General features: G+C 71.5%; 13 protein-coding genes and 1 tRNA gene. 9 read left to right on the top strand and 5 right to left on the bottom strand.

From position 1 onward, the window contains the following. Nucleotides 1–111: 111 nt before the first annotated feature. The 3 genes from ACIQPT_RS12630 to ACIQPT_RS12620 form a co-directional block, all read right to left on the bottom strand. The gene (locus ACIQPT_RS12630) at nt 112–1,011 is read right to left on the bottom strand and encodes a cellulose-binding protein (protein WP_401155323.1); all 900 of its coding nucleotides are present in this window, start codon (nt 1,009–1,011) and stop codon (nt 112–114) included. Nucleotides 1,012–1,260: 249 nt separating this feature from the next. Beyond that, the gene (locus tag ACIQPT_RS12625) at nt 1,261–3,822 is read right to left on the bottom strand and encodes an SUKH-4 family immunity protein (RefSeq protein ID WP_401155321.1); all 2,562 of its coding nucleotides are present in this window, start codon (nt 3,820–3,822) and stop codon (nt 1,261–1,263) included. 5 nt (nt 3,823–3,827) lie between these two features. After that, a complete protein-coding gene (locus tag ACIQPT_RS12620) occupies nt 3,828–4,805 on the bottom strand; it encodes an SMI1/KNR4 family protein (protein WP_401155569.1) in 978 nt (325 codons plus the stop codon). 235 nt (nt 4,806–5,040) lie between these two features. Here ACIQPT_RS12620 and ACIQPT_RS12615 point away from each other — a divergent pair, with 235 nt between their 5' ends. Together ACIQPT_RS12615 and ACIQPT_RS12610 are read left to right on the top strand one after the other, a co-directional pair. Then, on the top strand, nt 5,041–5,565 hold the full coding sequence (locus tag ACIQPT_RS12615) for a YwqJ-related putative deaminase (protein WP_401155319.1): 525 nt from the start codon (nt 5,041–5,043) through the stop codon (nt 5,563–5,565). 10 nt (nt 5,566–5,575) lie between these two features. After that, entirely contained in the window at nt 5,576–6,073 is a 498-nt protein-coding gene (locus ACIQPT_RS12610; protein WP_401155317.1) for an SUKH-3 domain-containing protein, read from the top strand. A 298-nt stretch (nt 6,074–6,371) separates the two neighbouring features. Here the strand turns inward: ACIQPT_RS12610 and ACIQPT_RS12605 are convergent, their stop codons facing one another. Further along, entirely contained in the window at nt 6,372–7,694 is a 1,323-nt protein-coding gene (locus tag ACIQPT_RS12605; protein WP_401155316.1) for a sensor histidine kinase, read from the bottom strand. Between the two features lie 156 nt (nt 7,695–7,850). Between ACIQPT_RS12605 and ACIQPT_RS12600 the strand changes: the two genes are divergently transcribed. The 7 genes from ACIQPT_RS12600 (at nt 7,851) to ACIQPT_RS12570 (ending at nt 13,571) form a co-directional block, all read left to right on the top strand. Then, on the top strand, nt 7,851–8,744 hold the full coding sequence (locus ACIQPT_RS12600) for a hypothetical protein (protein ID WP_401155314.1): 894 nt from the start codon (nt 7,851–7,853) through the stop codon (nt 8,742–8,744). Then, nucleotides 8,745–8,816 (top strand) — tRNA-Gln (locus ACIQPT_RS12595). It begins immediately after the preceding gene. Nucleotides 8,817–8,924: 108 nt separating this feature from the next. Next, nucleotides 8,925–10,373, top strand: a complete 1,449-nt coding sequence (glmU, locus tag ACIQPT_RS12590; RefSeq protein ID WP_401155312.1) for a bifunctional UDP-N-acetylglucosamine diphosphorylase/glucosamine-1-phosphate N-acetyltransferase GlmU — start codon at nt 8,925–8,927, stop codon at nt 10,371–10,373. A 119-nt stretch (nt 10,374–10,492) separates the two neighbouring features. Continuing rightward, on the top strand, nt 10,493–11,470 hold the full coding sequence (locus ACIQPT_RS12585) for a ribose-phosphate diphosphokinase (protein WP_007455203.1): 978 nt from the start codon (nt 10,493–10,495) through the stop codon (nt 11,468–11,470). A gap of 206 nt (nt 11,471–11,676) precedes the next feature. Then, nucleotides 11,677–12,267: a 50S ribosomal protein L25/general stress protein Ctc gene (locus ACIQPT_RS12580; protein WP_401155310.1), complete on the top strand. Its 591-nt coding sequence runs from the start codon at nt 11,677–11,679 to the stop codon at nt 12,265–12,267. A 117-nt stretch (nt 12,268–12,384) separates the two neighbouring features. After that, nucleotides 12,385–12,978, top strand: coding sequence for an aminoacyl-tRNA hydrolase (gene pth / locus ACIQPT_RS12575; RefSeq protein ID WP_383255128.1), 594 nt, complete (start codon nt 12,385–12,387; stop codon nt 12,976–12,978). Between the two features lie 122 nt (nt 12,979–13,100). Beyond that, nucleotides 13,101–13,571, top strand: coding sequence for a hypothetical protein (locus tag ACIQPT_RS12570; RefSeq protein WP_401155308.1), 471 nt, complete (start codon nt 13,101–13,103; stop codon nt 13,569–13,571). Between the two features lie 38 nt (nt 13,572–13,609). Here the strand turns inward: ACIQPT_RS12570 and ppc are convergent, their stop codons facing one another. Next, entirely contained in the window at nt 13,610–16,339 is a 2,730-nt protein-coding gene (gene ppc / locus ACIQPT_RS12565; protein ID WP_401155306.1) for a phosphoenolpyruvate carboxylase, read from the bottom strand. Between the last annotated feature and the right edge of the window lie 90 nt (nt 16,340–16,429).

Below are 16,429 nucleotides of genomic sequence, written 5' to 3'. Positions count from 1 at the left end.
TGTCCGGCGCTGGGACCGACATGAACTCTCCCTCGTGAACGGGGAACGGAAACGTGTGAACCGATCACTCCCATCAGCTCGCAAGAACACGTATGCGTCAAGAGCCGCCGTTCAGTCGTCCGCAGGACCCGACGCCACCCGCCCCGTCAGCGCCGCCAGCGAGCTGCGCACATGCGCCATGTGCGCCTGGACCTCCTCGCGGCCCTCCTCGTGCTCCCGCAGGATCCGCTCCGTCTCCCGGACGATCCGCTCCTCGCGCACCCGGGCCTCCGAGAGGATCTCCGCCGCCCGCGCCTCCGCGTCCTCCTGGCCGTGGCGAGCCGCCTCCCGGGCCTCCGCCAGATCGCGGGCCGCCTCCGCGAGCAGCGCCTCGGCCCGCTCGGTCAGCTCCGTGTGCCGGGCCTCCGACTCCGCTTCCGCCGCCGCGATTTCGACTTCGGCCGCCTTGTGCCGCTCCGCGTGCTCCTGCTCCTGGTGGGCCAGCACACTCGCCGTACGGTCACGGGTCTGCGCCATCGCGGCCTCGGCCGCCCCGCGCACCTCCTCGGCCTCCGCGCGGGCCGCGGCGAGCACGCCCTCCGCCTCCCGGACCGCCCCGGCCACCCGCTCCTCCGCCGCCGCCACGGCCCCGGCCCGCACCGCGTCCGCCGCCTCCCGCGCCGCGTCCCCGGCCGCCCGGCCCACCGCGTCGGCCGCGTCCGCCAGCTCCTGGCCCGCCGCCTCCGCCTCCGCCCGCAGCGACTCGGCCTGCTCCCGCGCCAGCCCCAGGATCCGCTGGGCCCGCTCCCCCAGCTCCGCGTAGTCCTGCTCGGGCAGCGCCGCGGCCGTCTCCGCCAGCCGGGCCGCCCCGACCGCCAGCTCCTCCGCCAGCGCCGTCAGCCGCGAGACCTCCGCGAGCGCGCTGTCCCGCTCGGCCGTCCGGGCCGCCATCGCCCGGTCCACCTGCTCGGGGCGGTAACCACGCCCCCGCACACCGACGACGTCGAACGCGGACCCCGGTCCAGCACTCATAGCCTGAAGCCCTTCTACGACACACGGACGCACGGATGCACACAGGTCTCCCCGCGATACGTCAAGGATGCGGCAATTGGTGCCGGAAGTCGGAATCGATCAGCGGCATTCAGGCCGGAAGCGACCGGCATCACAGACCCGGGCGAACCGGTGGTCATCGGCCCGGCCCGGCAACGACGAGGCGCCCGGACCCTTCAAGGGTCCGGGCGCCCGCCTCGTACACGCTCGCCGTTCAGTACCGCGTACGGCTCAGAGCAAGCCGTCCCACATCTGCTCCAGCAGCACCGACCACCAGCTCTCCGGCGACGCCAGCGCCGCCGGGTCCAGCGCCACCAGCTGTGCCTGGAAGTCGACGGTCCAGCGACCCGCCTGCTCCGGGTTCAGCCCGAACCTCAGCCGCCACATCCGGCCCAGCAACGCCATCGACCGCACGAACTCCGGCAGCCCCGTGTTCACGAACTGCGGCGGCACCGGCTGCCCGCCGGGCCCCGCCTCCACCGGAACGGCCACGATGTTCGCCGTCCCGTACTGGACACAGAGCGCCTTGCCGAAGTCCGTACCCATCACCAGGTACGACCCCGCGTCCGGCGCGGGCTGCACCTGACGCTGCGCCGCCAGCTCCGCCAGCGTCGGCACCACTGGCTGCCCCGGCTGCGCCCAGAAGAACGGCCCGAAATCGGCGGGCAGCCCCGCCCACACCAGCGTGTGCGCCACGACCTCGGGCACGCCCTGACGGGACACCGCCCGCTGGTCGAACCGCAGGATGCCCTGCGGACCGAACGCCTGCGCCAGCTCCTCGGCCACCGCCTCCGGCGGCAGCGCGGGTGCGGGCGGCAACTGCGGCAGCGGCGCCCGCACCGGCGCGGGCCGCGCCGGGCCGTCCGCGACCTGGTGCAGCTCGCCCTGGTGCGTCAGCAGATGCTGCATGCCCTGCTGCCGGCTGGCGTGATCCGTGCCGTACGGGGCGACGCTGGTGATCCGCACCTGCGGCCAGGTCTCCCGGATCATCCGGGCGCAGTAGCCGCCCGGCAGCTCACAGGACTCCAGCTCGGTATGCAGCTCGATGACCTGCTGCGGCGGCACGTTCATCGCCCGCAGCTCGTGCAGCATCTGCCACTCGGGGTGCGGGGTGCCCGGCGCCGAGCGGCGGATCAGCTGCTGCTCGCTGCCGTCCGGCGCCCGGAACCGCAGCACGGCCTGGTAGCCGGGGCCCACGGTCGGCTGACCGGTGGGCTGCTGCGGATAGCCGTACGCCGGGGGCGGCGGGGTGTGCTGCCCGGGCGGCGGACCGGGCGGACCCGGCGGCTGCGGTACGGAACCGGGGGCCCCGCCCAGCGAACCGCCCGGGACGCCGGGAGGACCGGGCGGGCCGGGAGGACCGACCTGCCCCGGACTCGCGAACATCGTCTCCGCGTGGTGCACCCCACCACCCGGAGGCGGCGTGGCACCCGGCGGCGGACCCGGCGGGCCGGGAGGCTGCGGCGCACCCGGAACACCGGGCGGACCGGGAGGCTGCGGGGCTCCCGGAGCACCCGGCGGACCCGGCGGCCTGGGCGCACCCGGGACGCCCGCACCGATGCTGCTCCCGTCGGCGAGCATCGTCGCGGCATGGTGCACCCCGCCACCCGGAGGCGGCGTGGCACCGGGCGGCGGACCGGGAGGTCCAGGAGGCCCGGGGGGCGGTGTGGAACCCGGCGGCGGGCCGGGAGGCGGAGTGGCACCGGGAGGTCCGGGCGGGCCGGGCGGGCCGAGCTGGGAGACGAGCTGCGTCGGGACGTACCCGCCCGCCGGGGCACCGGGCGCACCCGGGCCCGAAGGCGGCGGCGTCGCGCCCGGAGGCATACCGGGAATCCCCGGCGCACCGGGCGGCGGCGGGGTCGACGAACCGCCCCCGCGGGCCCCGCGCGGCGGCACCACGGCCTTGCTGGTCGCCGCGTCCGCGATGTCACCGGCCCCGCCCTGCGGACCCTGGTCCGGACGGAGAGCCGGCGCCACCTGCGTACGCGGCAACTGGCTGCCCCCGGACATCAGCGCGGTGGGCGCCTCCGCCGGGACCACCGGCGGCGGAGTCTCCTCGTCGTCCGTCCCCGACAGCGCCGGCGCGAACACCGTCGCGGGCAGCGGGACCGCCCCGTCGTCGGAGTCGGAGTTGGTGTCCGTACCCGCCCAGGGAGTCGCCCCGGCGGGCACGCCCTCGGAAGCCGTGGGCTCGTAGGCGTCGCCACCACCGGCGGCGGGCCACCCGGAGGAGGAAGAGGAAGAGGAAGAGGAGGAGGAAGGCGTCGTGTCCGCGGGGGACGGCGCGGGCTCCTGGACGGACGCGGCCACGGGACCGGAATCGGAAGCCGACGGGGTGGAGGCCGACGACGGGGCGGGCCCAGCCCCCTCCGCCCCGGACGGGGCCTCCGCCTCCTGCCGCTCCGCACGATGATCCGGAATCCCCAGCTTGTCCGCCGCCTCCTGCAGCCACTCCGGCGGAGTCAGCAGGAACGACGTCTGGTTCAGATCCACCCGCTGCGGCGGCTCCGGAGCGGGCGTCGGCGCACCGGCCGGAGCCCCGTACTCCTCCTCGTACCGCCGGATCACCTCACCCACCGGCAACCCCGGCCACAACGTCGCCTCACCGCTGTCCCGGGCGATCACCAGCCGCTGACGGCCCCCGTCCGAGACGGGGCCCTCCGGCCGGTCCTCGGCCCACACCACAAAGCCCAGCTCGAACTCACGGACCCGGACCTCACGGTGCTGATACGCGGGCACGTCACCGTTGACCCACTCGTCCGCCCGCTCCTGCGCCTGCGCGAAAGTCACCACCGCGCTCACCCCTCCACCGGGACGGCGCGCGCGAAGCCGCCGTCCACCATCAGGTTCGCCACGGTCTCCAGCTCCGGCGGATTGCCCGCCAGCCGCTGGAGGAAGGCGTCGAAGTCCGCACCGCAGGGCAGCAACAGCCGCTCCACACGCTCCTGGACACTCCAGCCGTCCTGATCCCGGGCATCGTCGTACGGGCAGAACCACACCGAACCGACGTCCTGCCCACGCACCTTCACCGCCAGAATCCCGCCCTGGACGAACGCGACGCCCAGGAAGTCCTTGGTGAAATGGTCCCGCAGGCACTTGTTCACGTACACCAGATCGTTCACCGCGGCCTCGTCACGCACCGTGAAAAACGGCTGGTCCACCAGCAGCCCCAGCTCCGCGTCGAGCGCGGCGCCCACCGGGGCCGAACCGCCCGCCGCCTTCAGAAACGAGCGGTACGCGCCGGGCAGCCGGTAGCCGAGATCCTCCTCGACACCCTGCACCTGCTGCTCGCTCACCGCACCCGCGCCCTTCGGCAGCCGGAAGTGCACCGGACGGGTCTCCTGCAACGGGCGGGTGCCCCGCCGGTTCTGATCCACGTCCGTACCCGCCAGACCGCCGTGATGACGCAGCAGCGCCTTCACCTCGACCGGCACCAGCTCCATCCGCCGGCCACCCGGCACGTGGTGCCACGTCCAGCCGTGCGGAGTCGCCACCGCGGGAATCGTGTCCCACAGGTCGTGACCGCTCGCCGCCATCGCCGCGTTCGCCGACACATAGTCGGTGAGGCGCAGCTCGTCAATGCCGAAGCCCGGAGGCGGATCGGCGATCTCGGCCGCGGCACGCGCGTACGGCGAAAGAACCGGGCGGCCGCTCCCGTCCATCCGCACCCCTCCGGGGTGGCGGGACGCCCGGACCGGGTCCGGGAAGTTCACGACCTGCCCGGCGTAGGCGGCGTTCGGTGGCGCGGCTTGCTGCCCGAGCCGACCTGTCGTCATGGCTGATGCCCCCTGCTGCGTCCGGTGTTCCGCACAGCCTAAGCGGTGGGGCAACACCGGATCCCGTCCCGCCGGATCCGTCACGAACGGTCACATTCGCGTGACGGTGAGGCGACGGTCTCGCACCTTCGGGCGACACGCAGACACGTTTCCCCGCCCCAGCTTCCCCACCACCTGGCACATTTGGCAGGCTGTCCCCGCAACTCGGGGGATTGCAGGGAGGGACGTCAGCACGATGCATTCCACACAAACCGTCACATCAGGGGATCCGCGACTCACCTGGAGCAGCACCGAGACCAGCCGTACGCCCCGACTGATCCACCGCCGCGACGGGATCCTCCCCGCCGTGGCCGCCGCCCTGTCCGTCCGCGGCGAGACGCTCACCTGCACCGCGGGCAAGGGGGACCAGCCACCAGTGCTGCACCCCCTCGTCCAGGACTTCCTCGACACCCTCACCAGCGGCCAGCGCGAACGCTTCACCGGCCGCTGCCCCGAAGCCATACTGCTCTCCCGGCAGCTCACCGCCACCGAGAGCGGGCGCTCCAAACGCGCCCAGCGAAAACCCCTGACCAACGGGGAAGCGCGCCGTGCGCTCAAACACTCCCGGCTCACCGCCCGGCGCATCCGCGAGGACGGCGACCCGCTCCACGGCAGCTACGCACCGCCCTGCCGATCCTGCTCGGCGCTCCTGTCCCACTTCGGCGTACGCCCCGTCGACCTGACCTCCACCGGCGCCGCGACCACCGCCGAGAAGGGCTGACCGCCCACCGATGCACGACCACCAGCAGCACACCTCCACCCGCTTCCCCGTCGCCGTCGACGCCGCCCTGCGCGAAGCGGGCTGGCAGCCCGGGCGCTGGGACATCCGCCAGGCGGAGGAATGGGCCGACGCCCTGCGCTCCCACGCCTCCCCGGCCGGCCACCAGCACGCCGTCTTCCCGGCCGCGGTCGAGGCCTGGGCGGAATTCGGCGGCCTCCACATCACGGCTTCCGCGCCCGGCCGGCACATCGCGCCCGCGGCGGTACGGATCGACCCGCTGAGCGGACTCCACCTGGCCCGGACGCTCGGGGACCTCGGCCGGGCCCTGGAGACGGAGGTCAGCCCGCTGGGGGCGGAGGGCGAGGAGCAGGCGGTGCTGGCGATCGACACGGAGGGCCGGGTGTACAGCATCGACCACACGGGCGACTGGTTCCTGGGCCAGGACATCGACGAGGCCCTGGCCACGCTGGTCACGGGCACGCAACCGTCCCGCCTGACGTCGGCGTAGCCCGCTCCGGGCGTCCGGCACACCTTTTCAAGCCCGTCCGGCGCTTGAGGACGGAACCATCGCACCTTTTCCAGCCCGTCCGGCGTTTGAGGACGGAACCGTTGCTCGGGACGAACGGGCACCATCGCTTCCCGGCCGAGAAAAGGGGCGCCGCCCTCCACCACCAGGGTTCCGTCCTCAAACGCCGGACGGGCTGAGATGGCTGGCCCCCGCACGCCGGACGGGCTGAAATGCCCTCGCACGCCGGACGGGCTGAAGTGGCTGGCCCTCGCACGCCGGGCGGAGCGCGTCAGGTGGTTCAGGCCGCCGAGCCGTCCGGAAGCACCGCCGAGACCCGGAAGCCCCCCGCATCCGTGGGACCGGACACGAACACACCCCCCAGCCCCAGCACCCGCTCCCGCATCCCCACCAACCCGTTCCCCCCGCTCGGCAACCCCGCATCCGCCGCCGCCGAGTCCGAAGGCCCGTTCTCCACCTGCATCGCGACCTCCGCCTCCCGATGCGCGAGCCGCACCCACGTCTTCGCGCCCGCCGCATGCTTGTGCACGTTCGTCAGGGCCTCCTGCACCACCCGGAACGCCGTCTGCTCGACCTCCGGCGGATACGCCCGCGCCTCGCCGTCCACCGACAGCTCCACCGTCATCCCCGCCTGCCGCGACTGCGCCACCAAATCCTCCAGCTCGTGCAGCCGGGGCCCGTCCTCCGACGCGACGGTGGCGGCGGCAGCCACAGCCGCCTGCCGCACCGACGCCAGCGGAACCGCCCCCGCGGCGGCAGGCGCGATCAGCGCGTCCCCCGTGCGCAGCACCCCGAGCATCTCCCGCAGCTCCGTCAGCGCCTGCCGGCCCATGTCCCCGACCAGCGCCGCGTTCCGCACCGCCTTCGCCGGATCCTTCGGCGCGACGGCCTGAAGGGCGGCGGCATGGACCACCATCAGGCTCACCCGGTGCGCGACCACGTCATGCATCTCCCGGGCGATCCGGGTCCGCTCCTCCGTACGCGCCCACTCGGCCCGCTCCTCGGCCCGGTCCGCGAGCAGCGACAGCTCCCGCTCCAGCGAATCGGCCCGCTCCCGCAGGCTCTCCATCAGGCGGCGTCTCGCCCCTATGTAGAGGCCGAACAGCACGGCCGGGGCCGTCAGCCCCACCGCCATGAAGACCGACACCAGCGGGACGTACCAGTCCCCCGGCCCGAAGTCGGCCTGCTCGGCCACGGTCTGCCGCAGCCGCACGTAGGTGATGATGAACGTCCCCACCAGCGCCATCCCCGCCAGGACGACGGTGATCCGGCGCGGCACCTCGGACGCGGCCAGCGTATAGAGGCCCACGAGGGCCATCAGGAAGCCCATCTCGGCGGGCGTCATCGCGATCGTCACGAGCACCACGGCGATCGGCCACCGCCGACGCACGAGCAGCACCGAACCCGCCAACAGCCCGAACACCACGCCCACCGGCATCGGTATCCCGGTGTTCCGGGCGAACTCCACCCCCTCCAGGCCACACTCCAGCGCCGATACCAGCGCCAGTCCCACGTCCAGGGCGACACTGCGTCGCCGCTCCCACCACCAGTAGCCGCGGGTGGTCGATCCCGCCGCCTCCTGGTCTGCCCCCGTTGCGGTCATGGCATCCAGCCTACGGGCGGACGCATCTCATTTTCCGGTGACCGGCAACAGCACGTTCCGCATTCGAACGCGCACGAAACGCACACCGATCGCCTGAATTGGCGAATCGACCGCGCATTCGACCCGGACGTTCGCATTCCGGACGACGATCCCCGTATGACGGAAACCACAGGCAAGTACGCCGACTTCGAGGGCTTACGCGAGCGGGCGGTGGCGCTGCGGAGGGAGGGGCTCAGCCGCCGCCAGATCCGCGACCGGCTCCACGTCGACAACAACGACATCCTCAACCGGCTTCTGGAGGGAGAGCCCGCACCGGAGTGGACGAAGCGGCCGAACGCCAAGGACAGCCTCCGGGAGAAGGCCCGAGAGCTTCGGCTCCAGGGCATGACGTACGACCAGATCCAGGTGGAGCTGGGGTGCTCGAAGAGTTCGATCTCTCTGTGGGTGCGGGATCTACCGAAGCCGGAGCGCAGCCGTAGCGCCATCGAACAGGCGCGCCTCGCGGGGCGCATGCGCTGGGACCATGAACTGGCGGTGCGAGACACCGAACGGCAGCGGACGAAAGCTGCCGCACGGAAGGAGACCGCTGCCATGTCGGACCGTGAGCTCTTCTACACCGGAATCGCCCTGTACTGGGCGGAGGGCAGTAAGGACAAGACCTACGACCGGCGTGAGAACGTCACGTTCATCAACAGCGATCCGGATGTCATAGCCGTCTATCTGGCCTGGCTGGAACTGCTGGACGTATCCCGCGACCGTCTCTCCTACCGGGTGATGATCCACGAAACTGCCGACGTCCCAGCCGCCGAGAGCTACTGGGCCGACCTCGTCGGCATCGACGTTTCCGCCCTCCACAAGACGACGCTCAAGAAGCACAACCCGAAGACGGTCCGGAAGAACGTGGGCGATACATACCGAGGGTGCTTGGTCATCCGCGTCGCCAAAGGTGCAACCCTCTACCGCCGCATCGAAGGGTGGTGGTCGGGGATCGCGACAGGTGCCACCTCTCGGCTCATGAGCAGTGATCGACCCGGTAGGGTTGAGGCGTGATCCGCCGTGGGGTAGCGGCATCCCGCAGGCCTTTGGAGCCTTGAGACGCTGGTTCGAATCCAGCCGGCGGAGCTCACGCATCGGGCCCCGACCACACCGGTCGGGGCCCGCCCCCGTTTCCACCGGAAACACCCCCGGTATCCTGCGGATGACCACCACCCGAAGCCGAAGGGCACATCCGTGAGCGCAACCAGCCCGGCAGCCGTCGTCGTCCTCGCAGCGGGTGAGGGCACCCGCATGAAGTCGAAGACCCCCAAGGTTCTGCACGAGATCTCCGGGCGCTCGCTCGTCGGACATGTCGTCGCCGCCGCCCGTGAGCTGGCCCCCCAGCACCTCGTCGTGGTCGTCGGTCACGCCAGTGAGCAGGTCACCGCGCACCTGAACGCCGGCGACGCCCCCGTGCGCACCGCCTTCCAGGCCGAGCAGAACGGCACCGGGCACGCCGTCCGCATGGGGCTCGAAGAGCTCGGCGGGGCCGTCGAGGGCACCGTGATCGTCGTCTGCGGCGACACCCCGCTGCTCTCCGGCGAGACGCTGGGCGCGCTCGCCGCCACCCACGCCGCCGACGCCAACGCGGTCACCGTGCTCACCGCCGAGGTTCCGGACTCCACCGGTTACGGGCGCATCGTGCGCGACCCCGCCACCGGTGCGGTCACCGAGATCGTCGAGCACAAGGACGCCACCGACGGGCAGCGGGCGATCCGGGAGATCAACTCCGGGGTGTTCGCGTTCGACGGGCGGCTGTTGGGCGACGCGCTGGGCAAGGTGCGTACCGACAACAGCCAGGGCGAGGAGTACCTCACCGATGTGCTCTCCATCCTGCGCGAGGCCGGGCACCGGGTCGGGGCGTCCGTGGCGGGCGATCACCGCGAGATCCTCGGCATCAACAACCGGCTCCAGCTGGCCGAGGCGCGCCGGCTGCTGAACGAGCGGCTGCTGGAGCGGGCGATGCTCGCCGGCGTGACGATCGTCGACCCGGCGTCCACGCTGATCGACGCGACCGTCACGTACGAGCGCGACGCGATCGTGCACCCGGGGACCCAGCTGCTGGGCACGACCCATCTCGCGGAGGACAGTGAGGTCGGGCCGAACGCGCGGATCGAGAACACCGTCGTCGGCGCCGGGGCCCGGGTGGACAACTCCGTGACGCACTCGGCCGAGGTCGGGGCGGGGGCGTCGGTGGGTCCGTACGCCTACCTGCGGCCGGGTACGCGGCTGGGAGTCAAGGCCAAGGCCGGTACGTATGTGGAGATGAAGAACGCCACGATCGGGGAAGGGACCAAGGTCCCGCATCTCAGCTACGTCGGTGACGCGACGATCGGCGATCACACCAACATCGGTGCGGCGAGCGTCTTCGTGAACTACGACGGCGTCGCCAAGCACCACACGACGATCGGTTCTCACTGCCGTACCGGTTCCGACAATATGTTTGTGGCGCCTGTCACGGTCGGGGACGGGGTCTACACCGCCGCCGGGTCGGTCATCACGAAGGACGTGCCCGCCGGTTCGCTGGCCGTGGCGCGGGGCCAGCAGCGGAATATCGAGGGTTGGGTGGCCCGGAAGCGGCCGGGCAGCGCCGCCGCGCAGGCCGCCCAGGCGTCGTCGCGGGAGACCGACGGGCAAAGCTGACCGGAAACAGGTGCGCCGGTGACGGCGTACCGTGATAGATGCTCACCCATTTCGGCTGGCTCGTTGCACATCGGGACCTATGCGTGCAGCGCCAGATACATGTCTGAGGAGACTGTGCTGTGACCGGGATCAAGACGACCGGCGAGAAGAAACTGATGCTCTTCTCCGGCCGCGCCCACCCCGAGCTTGCCGAGGAGGTCGCCCATCAGCTGGGAGTCGGTCTCGTGCCGACGAAGGCCTTCGACTTCGCCAACGGTGAGATCTATGTGCGCTTCCAGGAGTCGGCACGTGGCGCGGACTGCTTCCTGATCCAGAGCCACACGGCTCCGATCAATAAGTGGATCATGGAGCAGCTGATCATGCTGGACGCGCTGAAGCGCGCTTCGGCCCGCTCCATCACGGTGATCGTGCCGTTCTACGGGTACGCCCGTCAGGACAAGAAGCACCGTGGCCGTGAGCCGATCTCGGCCCGTCTGGTGGCGGACCTGATGAAGACGGCGGGTGCGGACCGGATTCTCACCGTCGATCTGCACACGGACCAGATCCAGGGCTTCTTCGACGGCCCGGTGGACCACCTGTTCGCGCTGCCGATCCTGGCGGACTACGTGGGTGCGAAGGTCGACCGTTCGAAGCTGACGATCGTGTCGCCGGACGCGGGCCGTGTCCGGGTCGCGGACCGCTGGTGCGACCGGCTGGACGCGCCGCTGGCGATCGTGCACAAGCGCCGTGACAAGGACGTGCCGAACCAGGTCTCGGTCCACGAGGTCGTGGGCAACGTCGAGGGCCGGGTCTGTGTGCTGGTCGACGACATGATCGACACCGGTGGCACGATCTGCGCGGCCGCGGACGCGCTGTTCGCGCACGGTGCGGAGGACGTCATCGTGACGGCGACGCACGGTGTGCTGTCGGGTCCGGCGGCGGACCGGCTGAAGAACTCGAAGGTGAGCGAGTTCGTGTTCACGGACACGCTGCCGACGCCGGGTGAGCTGGAGCTGGACAAGATCACGGTGCTGTCGATCGCGCCGACGATCGCGCGTGCGGTGCGTGAGGTGTTCGAGGACGGTTCGGTGACGAGCCTCTTCGAGGAGCAGGGCTGACCGCCTGAGGGCGGCCTTGTAGAGATCCACTTTGGGGTGCGGCCTCCCCGCCGGGTAGACTCAGCGAGTTGCTCGGCGAGGGAGGCCGTACCTGTGTGTACGGCGGTCCGTTATCGACGCGCTCTTCGTAGCAGGCCTGTCGTGGGCCGGGTGACCGTTCGTGTTCCGTCTCCCGACGGCTCACCCACCTGACGAGGAGTGCAACCATGGCTGAGATCAAGCTCGCCACCGAGGTCCGTACCGAGTTCGGCAAGGGCGCTGCCCGCCGTGTGCGTCGCGCCAACCGCGTTCCCGCGGTCGTCTACGGCCACGGCGCCGAGCCGGTCCACGTCACGCTGCCGGGCCACGAGCTGCTGCTGGCGCTGCGTACGGCCAACGTGCTGATCGGTCTGGAGATCGACGGCAATGACGCGCTGGTCATCCCGAAGGCTGTGCAGCGTCACCCCCTCAAGGGCACCATCGAGCACGTCGACCTGCTGACCGTGAAGCGCGGCGAGAAGGTCAACGTCGAGATCGCGGTGCACGCCGAGGGCGACCTGGCGCCGGGCGCCAACCTGCTCGAGTTCGTGCTGAACACGCTGCTCGTCGAGGCCGAGGCCACCCACATCCCCGAGTCCGTGACGGTCTCCGTCGCGGGTCTGGACGCCGGTGACTCGATCCAGGCCAAGGACATCAAGCTGCCGAAGGGCTCCGTTCTCGCCGGTGACGAGGACGCCATCGTGATCCAGGTCGTCGCCGCGCAGGCCGAGGAGCCGTCCGCGGACGAGGCTGCCGAGACCGCCGCCGCCGAGGCCTGAGCCTCACCGCTCACCGCTTCACCTGCTTGACTGACGGGGTGGTGGTTCCCTTCCGGGGAGCCGCCACCCCGTTCGCCTGCCATCCCGCGTGTACGAGTACGAGGAGACCGAGCGCTGATGTCCGACGCCACCGACCCCTGGCTCATCGTGGGCCTGGGCAATCCGGGTCCCGACTATGCGGCGAACCGGCACAATGTCGGGTTCATGGTCGCCGATCTGCTGGCGACACGGATCGGCGGGAAGTTCAAGCGGGCGCAGAAGGCGCAGGCGCAGGTCGTGGAGGGGCGGATCGGTCCGCCGGGTCCGGGGAGCCGTCGGGTGGTCCTGGTGAAGCCGATGTCGTACATGAATCTGTCGGGCGGTCCGGTGACGGCGTTGCGGGACTTCTACAAGGTGCCGACGGATCATGTGGTGGCGGTGCATGACGAGCTGGACGTGGATTACGGGGCGCTGCGGCTGAAGCTGGGCGGCGGGGACAACGGGCACAACGGGCTGAAGTCGATGACGAAGGCGATGGGTCCGGATTATCACCGGGTGCGGTTCGGGATCGGCCGGCCGCCGGGGCGGATGCAGGTCGCGGATTTCGTGTTGAAGGACTTCTCGTCGACGGAGCGCAAGGAGCTGGCGTTCCTGGTGGACCGGTCGGCGGACGCGGTGGAGTGTCTGCTGGCGGAGGGGCTGGAGCGGGCGCAGAGCGCGTACAACTCCTGAGGGCGGTGTCCGGTTCATCGCGCTTCCCCGCCGCGTACAACTCCTGACATTCCTGGTGCTGGTGGGGCGTTTTTCGGCCATAGGTTGACCGGGGGTGCGGGTCTGGCCAAGGATCTGCCCCCATGAAGCGGAGCTCTTCCCAGCGGGCGGCGGTCGCGGGCCGTCGGGCGGCCATGGGGCTGGTCGTCCTGGTGCTGCTGGTCGCGGGTGCGTGGTCGTCGTGGGACACCGCGCACCACATCGTTCTGGCCAAGGGCCGTGACCACGGCACGGTGACGGTGACGCAGTGCGGTGAGGAGACGTGTTCCGGTGCGTACGAGCCGGACGCGGTGTCGCGGGAGCGTCCGCGGGTGACGGTGGGCCGGTCGGTCGCGGCGCGCGAGGGGGATCGTTTTCCCGTGGTGGTGAAGCCCGGTACCGATGCGGTGGTCCGCACGGGGCTGCCGGGCTTTCTGCATGCCTGGGTGCCGTTGGGCGGGGCGATGGTGCTGGCCGCGTTCGTGATCGGCGGCGGGCTGCGGCTGGCGCGGACGGCGTGGGGCGTCGGTACGGCGGGGGCGGCCCTGCTGGTGGCGACGTTCGTCGCGCTGTAGCAGGACCGCCCCGTTTCGGCGTACGGCGTACGTACCGGTCAGCCGGTGTTGCGCAGGCCTGCCGCTACGCCGTTGACGGTGAGCAGCAGGGCGCGGGCGAGGAGCGGGTCGGCTTCCTCGCCGCGTTCGGCGGCCTGACGCTGGCGGGCCAGCAGCGAGACCTGGAGGTAGGAGATCGGGTCCAGGTAGGCGTCGCGGATGGCGAAGGTCTGCTGGAGCACCGGGCTGGTGCCGAGCAGTTCGGTGGAGCCGGTGAGCTTGAGGACTTCCTGGACGGTCAGGGCGTGCTCGGCCTCGATGGCGTCGAAGACATGCTTCAGCTCGTCGGGGACGAGTGTGTCGACGTAGTGCCGGGCGATGCGCAGGTCGGTCTTGGCGAGCGTCATCTCCACGTTGGAGAGGAAGTTCCGGAAGAAGTGCCAGTGCTCGTGCATCTCGTCGAGGACGGTGTCGAGGCCGGCTTCGCGCAGGGCCTTGAGGCCGGAGCCGACGCCGTACCAGCCGGGGACGATCTGCCGGGACTGGGTCCAGCCGAAGACCCACGGGATGGCGCGCAGGCCGTCGAGCGAGACGCCGGAGCCGGGGCGGCGGGAGGGCCGCGAGCCCAGGTGCAGGTCGGCGAGCTGGTCCACGGGGGTGGAGGCGAGGAAGTACGCCGGGAGGTCGGGGTCCTCGACGAGCTTGCGGTAGGCGCCGTGGGCCGCGTCGGAGACGGTGTCCATGGCGGCGTCCCAGCGGGCGAGGGCCTCGTCGGACTGGCGGGGTGCGGTGTGCAGGGCGGAGGCCTGGAGGGTGGCCGCGACGGTCAGTTCCAGGTTCTCGCGGGCGAGGGCGGGGATGAGGTACTTGTCGGAGATGACCTCGCCCTGCTCGGTCACCTTGATCTCGCCCTCCAGCGTGCCCCACGGCTGGGCGAGGATCGCGTCGTGGGAGGGGCCGCCGCCGCGGCCGACGGTGCCGCCGCGGCCGTGGAAGAGGCGCAGGCGTACGCCGTAGCGGTGGGCGACGTCGCGGAGGCGTCGCTGGGCGCGGTGGATCTCCCACTGGGAGGTGGTGATGCCGCCGAACTTGGAGGAGTCGCTGTAGCCGAGCATGACCTCCTGGACGTCGCCGCGGAGGGAGACGAGGCGGCGGTAGGAGGGGTCGGCGAGCATCGCGTCGAGGATGACGTCGGCGGCCTTGAGCTCGTCGGTGGTCTCCAGGAGGGGGACGATGCCGATCTTGGCCCAGCCGGCGTGGAGGTCGATCAGTCCGGCCTCGCGGGCGAGGACGGCGGCGGCGAAGACGTCGTCGGCGCCCTGGCACATCGAGATGATGTAGGACTCGATGACTTCGGGGCCGAAGCGTTCGAAGGCCTGCTTGATGGTGTGGAAGACGCCGAGGGTCTTCTCGCCGGCCGCGTCGAGGGGGGCCGGGGTGGGGGCGAGGGGGCGGCGGGAGCGGAGCTCCTTGGCGAGGAGCTTCTGCCGGTATTCGCGGGGCATGTCGGCGTAGCGCCAGGATTCCTCGCCGAGCCGGTCGAAGAGCTGGCCGAGGGCGTGGTGGTGGGCGTCGGCGTGTTCGCGTACGTCCATGGTGGCGAGCTGGAGGCCGAAGGCGGCGAGGGTGCGGATGGTGCGGTCCATCCGGCCGTCGGCGAAGAGGCCGCCCTTGTGCGCGCGCAGGGAGGTCTGGATGAGCTCCAGGTCGGCGAGGAGTTCGGCGGTGCCGAGGTAGTCGCAGCCGGGGCGGTGGGGGGTGCCTTCGGCGAGGCGCTCGCGGGTGTTGACGAGCTTCTGCCGGATGCAGGTGGCCTTGAGGCGGTAGGGCTCCTCGGCGTTCAGCCGCTTGTAGCGGGGGCTGATGCCGGGGAGGCGTTCCAGGTCGGCCTGGAGGGAGGTGAGGAGTTCCTCGGTGGCTCCGGCGTAGCGGATGGAGTTGGAGAGGAGGCCGCGGAGGTGGTCGATCATCTCCAGGGCGTCGGTGATGCCGTGCTCGTGCTGGAGGATCAGGACGTCCCAGGTGACCTGCGGTGTCACGTTGGGGTTGCCGTCGCGGTCGCCGCCGATCCAGGTGCCGAAGGTGAGGGGGCGGGTGCCGGCGGGCAGCTCGACGCCGACGCGGTCCAGCTCGGCGGCGAGGTCCTCCAGGACGTCTCCGACGGCGTTGGCGTGCAGCTCGTCGAGGTAGTAGATGGCGTTGCGGGCCTCGTCGGCGGGCTCCGGGCGGACGACGCGGAGTTCGTCGGTCTGCCAGATGAGGTCGATGTTCTCGGCGAGCCGGAGGTCGAGGCGGCGGCGGTCGGCCTCGATGGCCGGGGTCTCCAGGAGGGCGGCGATGCGGCGCAGCTTGTTGAGGACCGAGCGGCGGGCGGCCTCGGTGGGGTGCGCCGTGAAGACGGGGCGGACGTTGAGGTTCTTGACCGTCTCCCGCAGGTGCTCGGGGTCGGCGTCCTTGAGGCGGTCGGCGGTGCGGGCCAGGAGGCCGCCCTCGGCCGAGCGGCGGTCGCGCATCTCGTGGGCGCGGTGGACCTGCTCGGTGACGTTGGCGAGGTGGAAGTAGGTGGAGAAGGCGCGCACGAGCTGGGCGGCGGTCTCCAGGTCCGTGTCGCCGAGGAGCTCGGCGGCGGCTTCGCCGTCGGTGCGGGTCAGGGCGCGGACCCGCTCGACGAGGTCGAGGAGCTCCTGGCCCTCCTGGCGGACGAGGGTCTCGCCGAGGAGGTCGCCGAGGCGGCGGATGTCGGCGCGCAGCGCGGGGCTGGCGGCAGGGGTCTGGTCGGCACTGCTCACAGTGTGCGGCTCCTTGCAGTGAATGAGGAGGTGCGTTCGCTTCGCCGTCCCCCGTGGTGTGGTGGTGGGGACGGGTGGCGGGGTCCGGGG

This window comes from Streptomyces sp. NPDC091289 (assembly GCF_044757365.1).
GTDB lineage: Bacteria > Actinomycetota > Actinomycetes > Streptomycetales > Streptomycetaceae > Streptomyces.
Note: the sequence above shows the minus strand (reverse complement) of the source record. Positions and strands in the feature narration are given on the sequence as shown.

Excerpts from the sequence above, each read along its gene's own strand:
- ACIQPT_RS12620 (WP_401155569.1), bottom strand. The coding sequence starts at position 4,805 with ATGACGACAGGTCGGCTCGGGCAGCAAGCCGCGCCACCGAACGCCGCC.
- pth (WP_383255128.1), top strand. The coding sequence starts at position 12,385 with ATGTCCGACGCCACCGACCCCTGGCTCATCGTGGGCCTGGGCAATCCG.
- ACIQPT_RS12600 (WP_401155314.1), top strand. The coding sequence starts at position 7,851 with ATGACGGAAACCACAGGCAAGTACGCCGACTTCGAGGGCTTACGCGAG.
- ACIQPT_RS12605 (WP_401155316.1), bottom strand. The coding sequence starts at position 7,694 with ATGACCGCAACGGGGGCAGACCAGGAGGCGGCGGGATCGACCACCCGC.
- ACIQPT_RS12580 (WP_401155310.1), top strand. The coding sequence starts at position 11,677 with ATGGCTGAGATCAAGCTCGCCACCGAGGTCCGTACCGAGTTCGGCAAG.
- ACIQPT_RS12570 (WP_401155308.1), top strand. The coding sequence starts at position 13,101 with ATGAAGCGGAGCTCTTCCCAGCGGGCGGCGGTCGCGGGCCGTCGGGCG.
- ACIQPT_RS12610 (WP_401155317.1), top strand. The coding sequence starts at position 5,576 with ATGCACGACCACCAGCAGCACACCTCCACCCGCTTCCCCGTCGCCGTC.
- ACIQPT_RS12615 (WP_401155319.1), top strand. The coding sequence starts at position 5,041 with ATGCATTCCACACAAACCGTCACATCAGGGGATCCGCGACTCACCTGG.
- ACIQPT_RS12630 (WP_401155323.1), bottom strand. The coding sequence starts at position 1,011 with ATGAGTGCTGGACCGGGGTCCGCGTTCGACGTCGTCGGTGTGCGGGGG.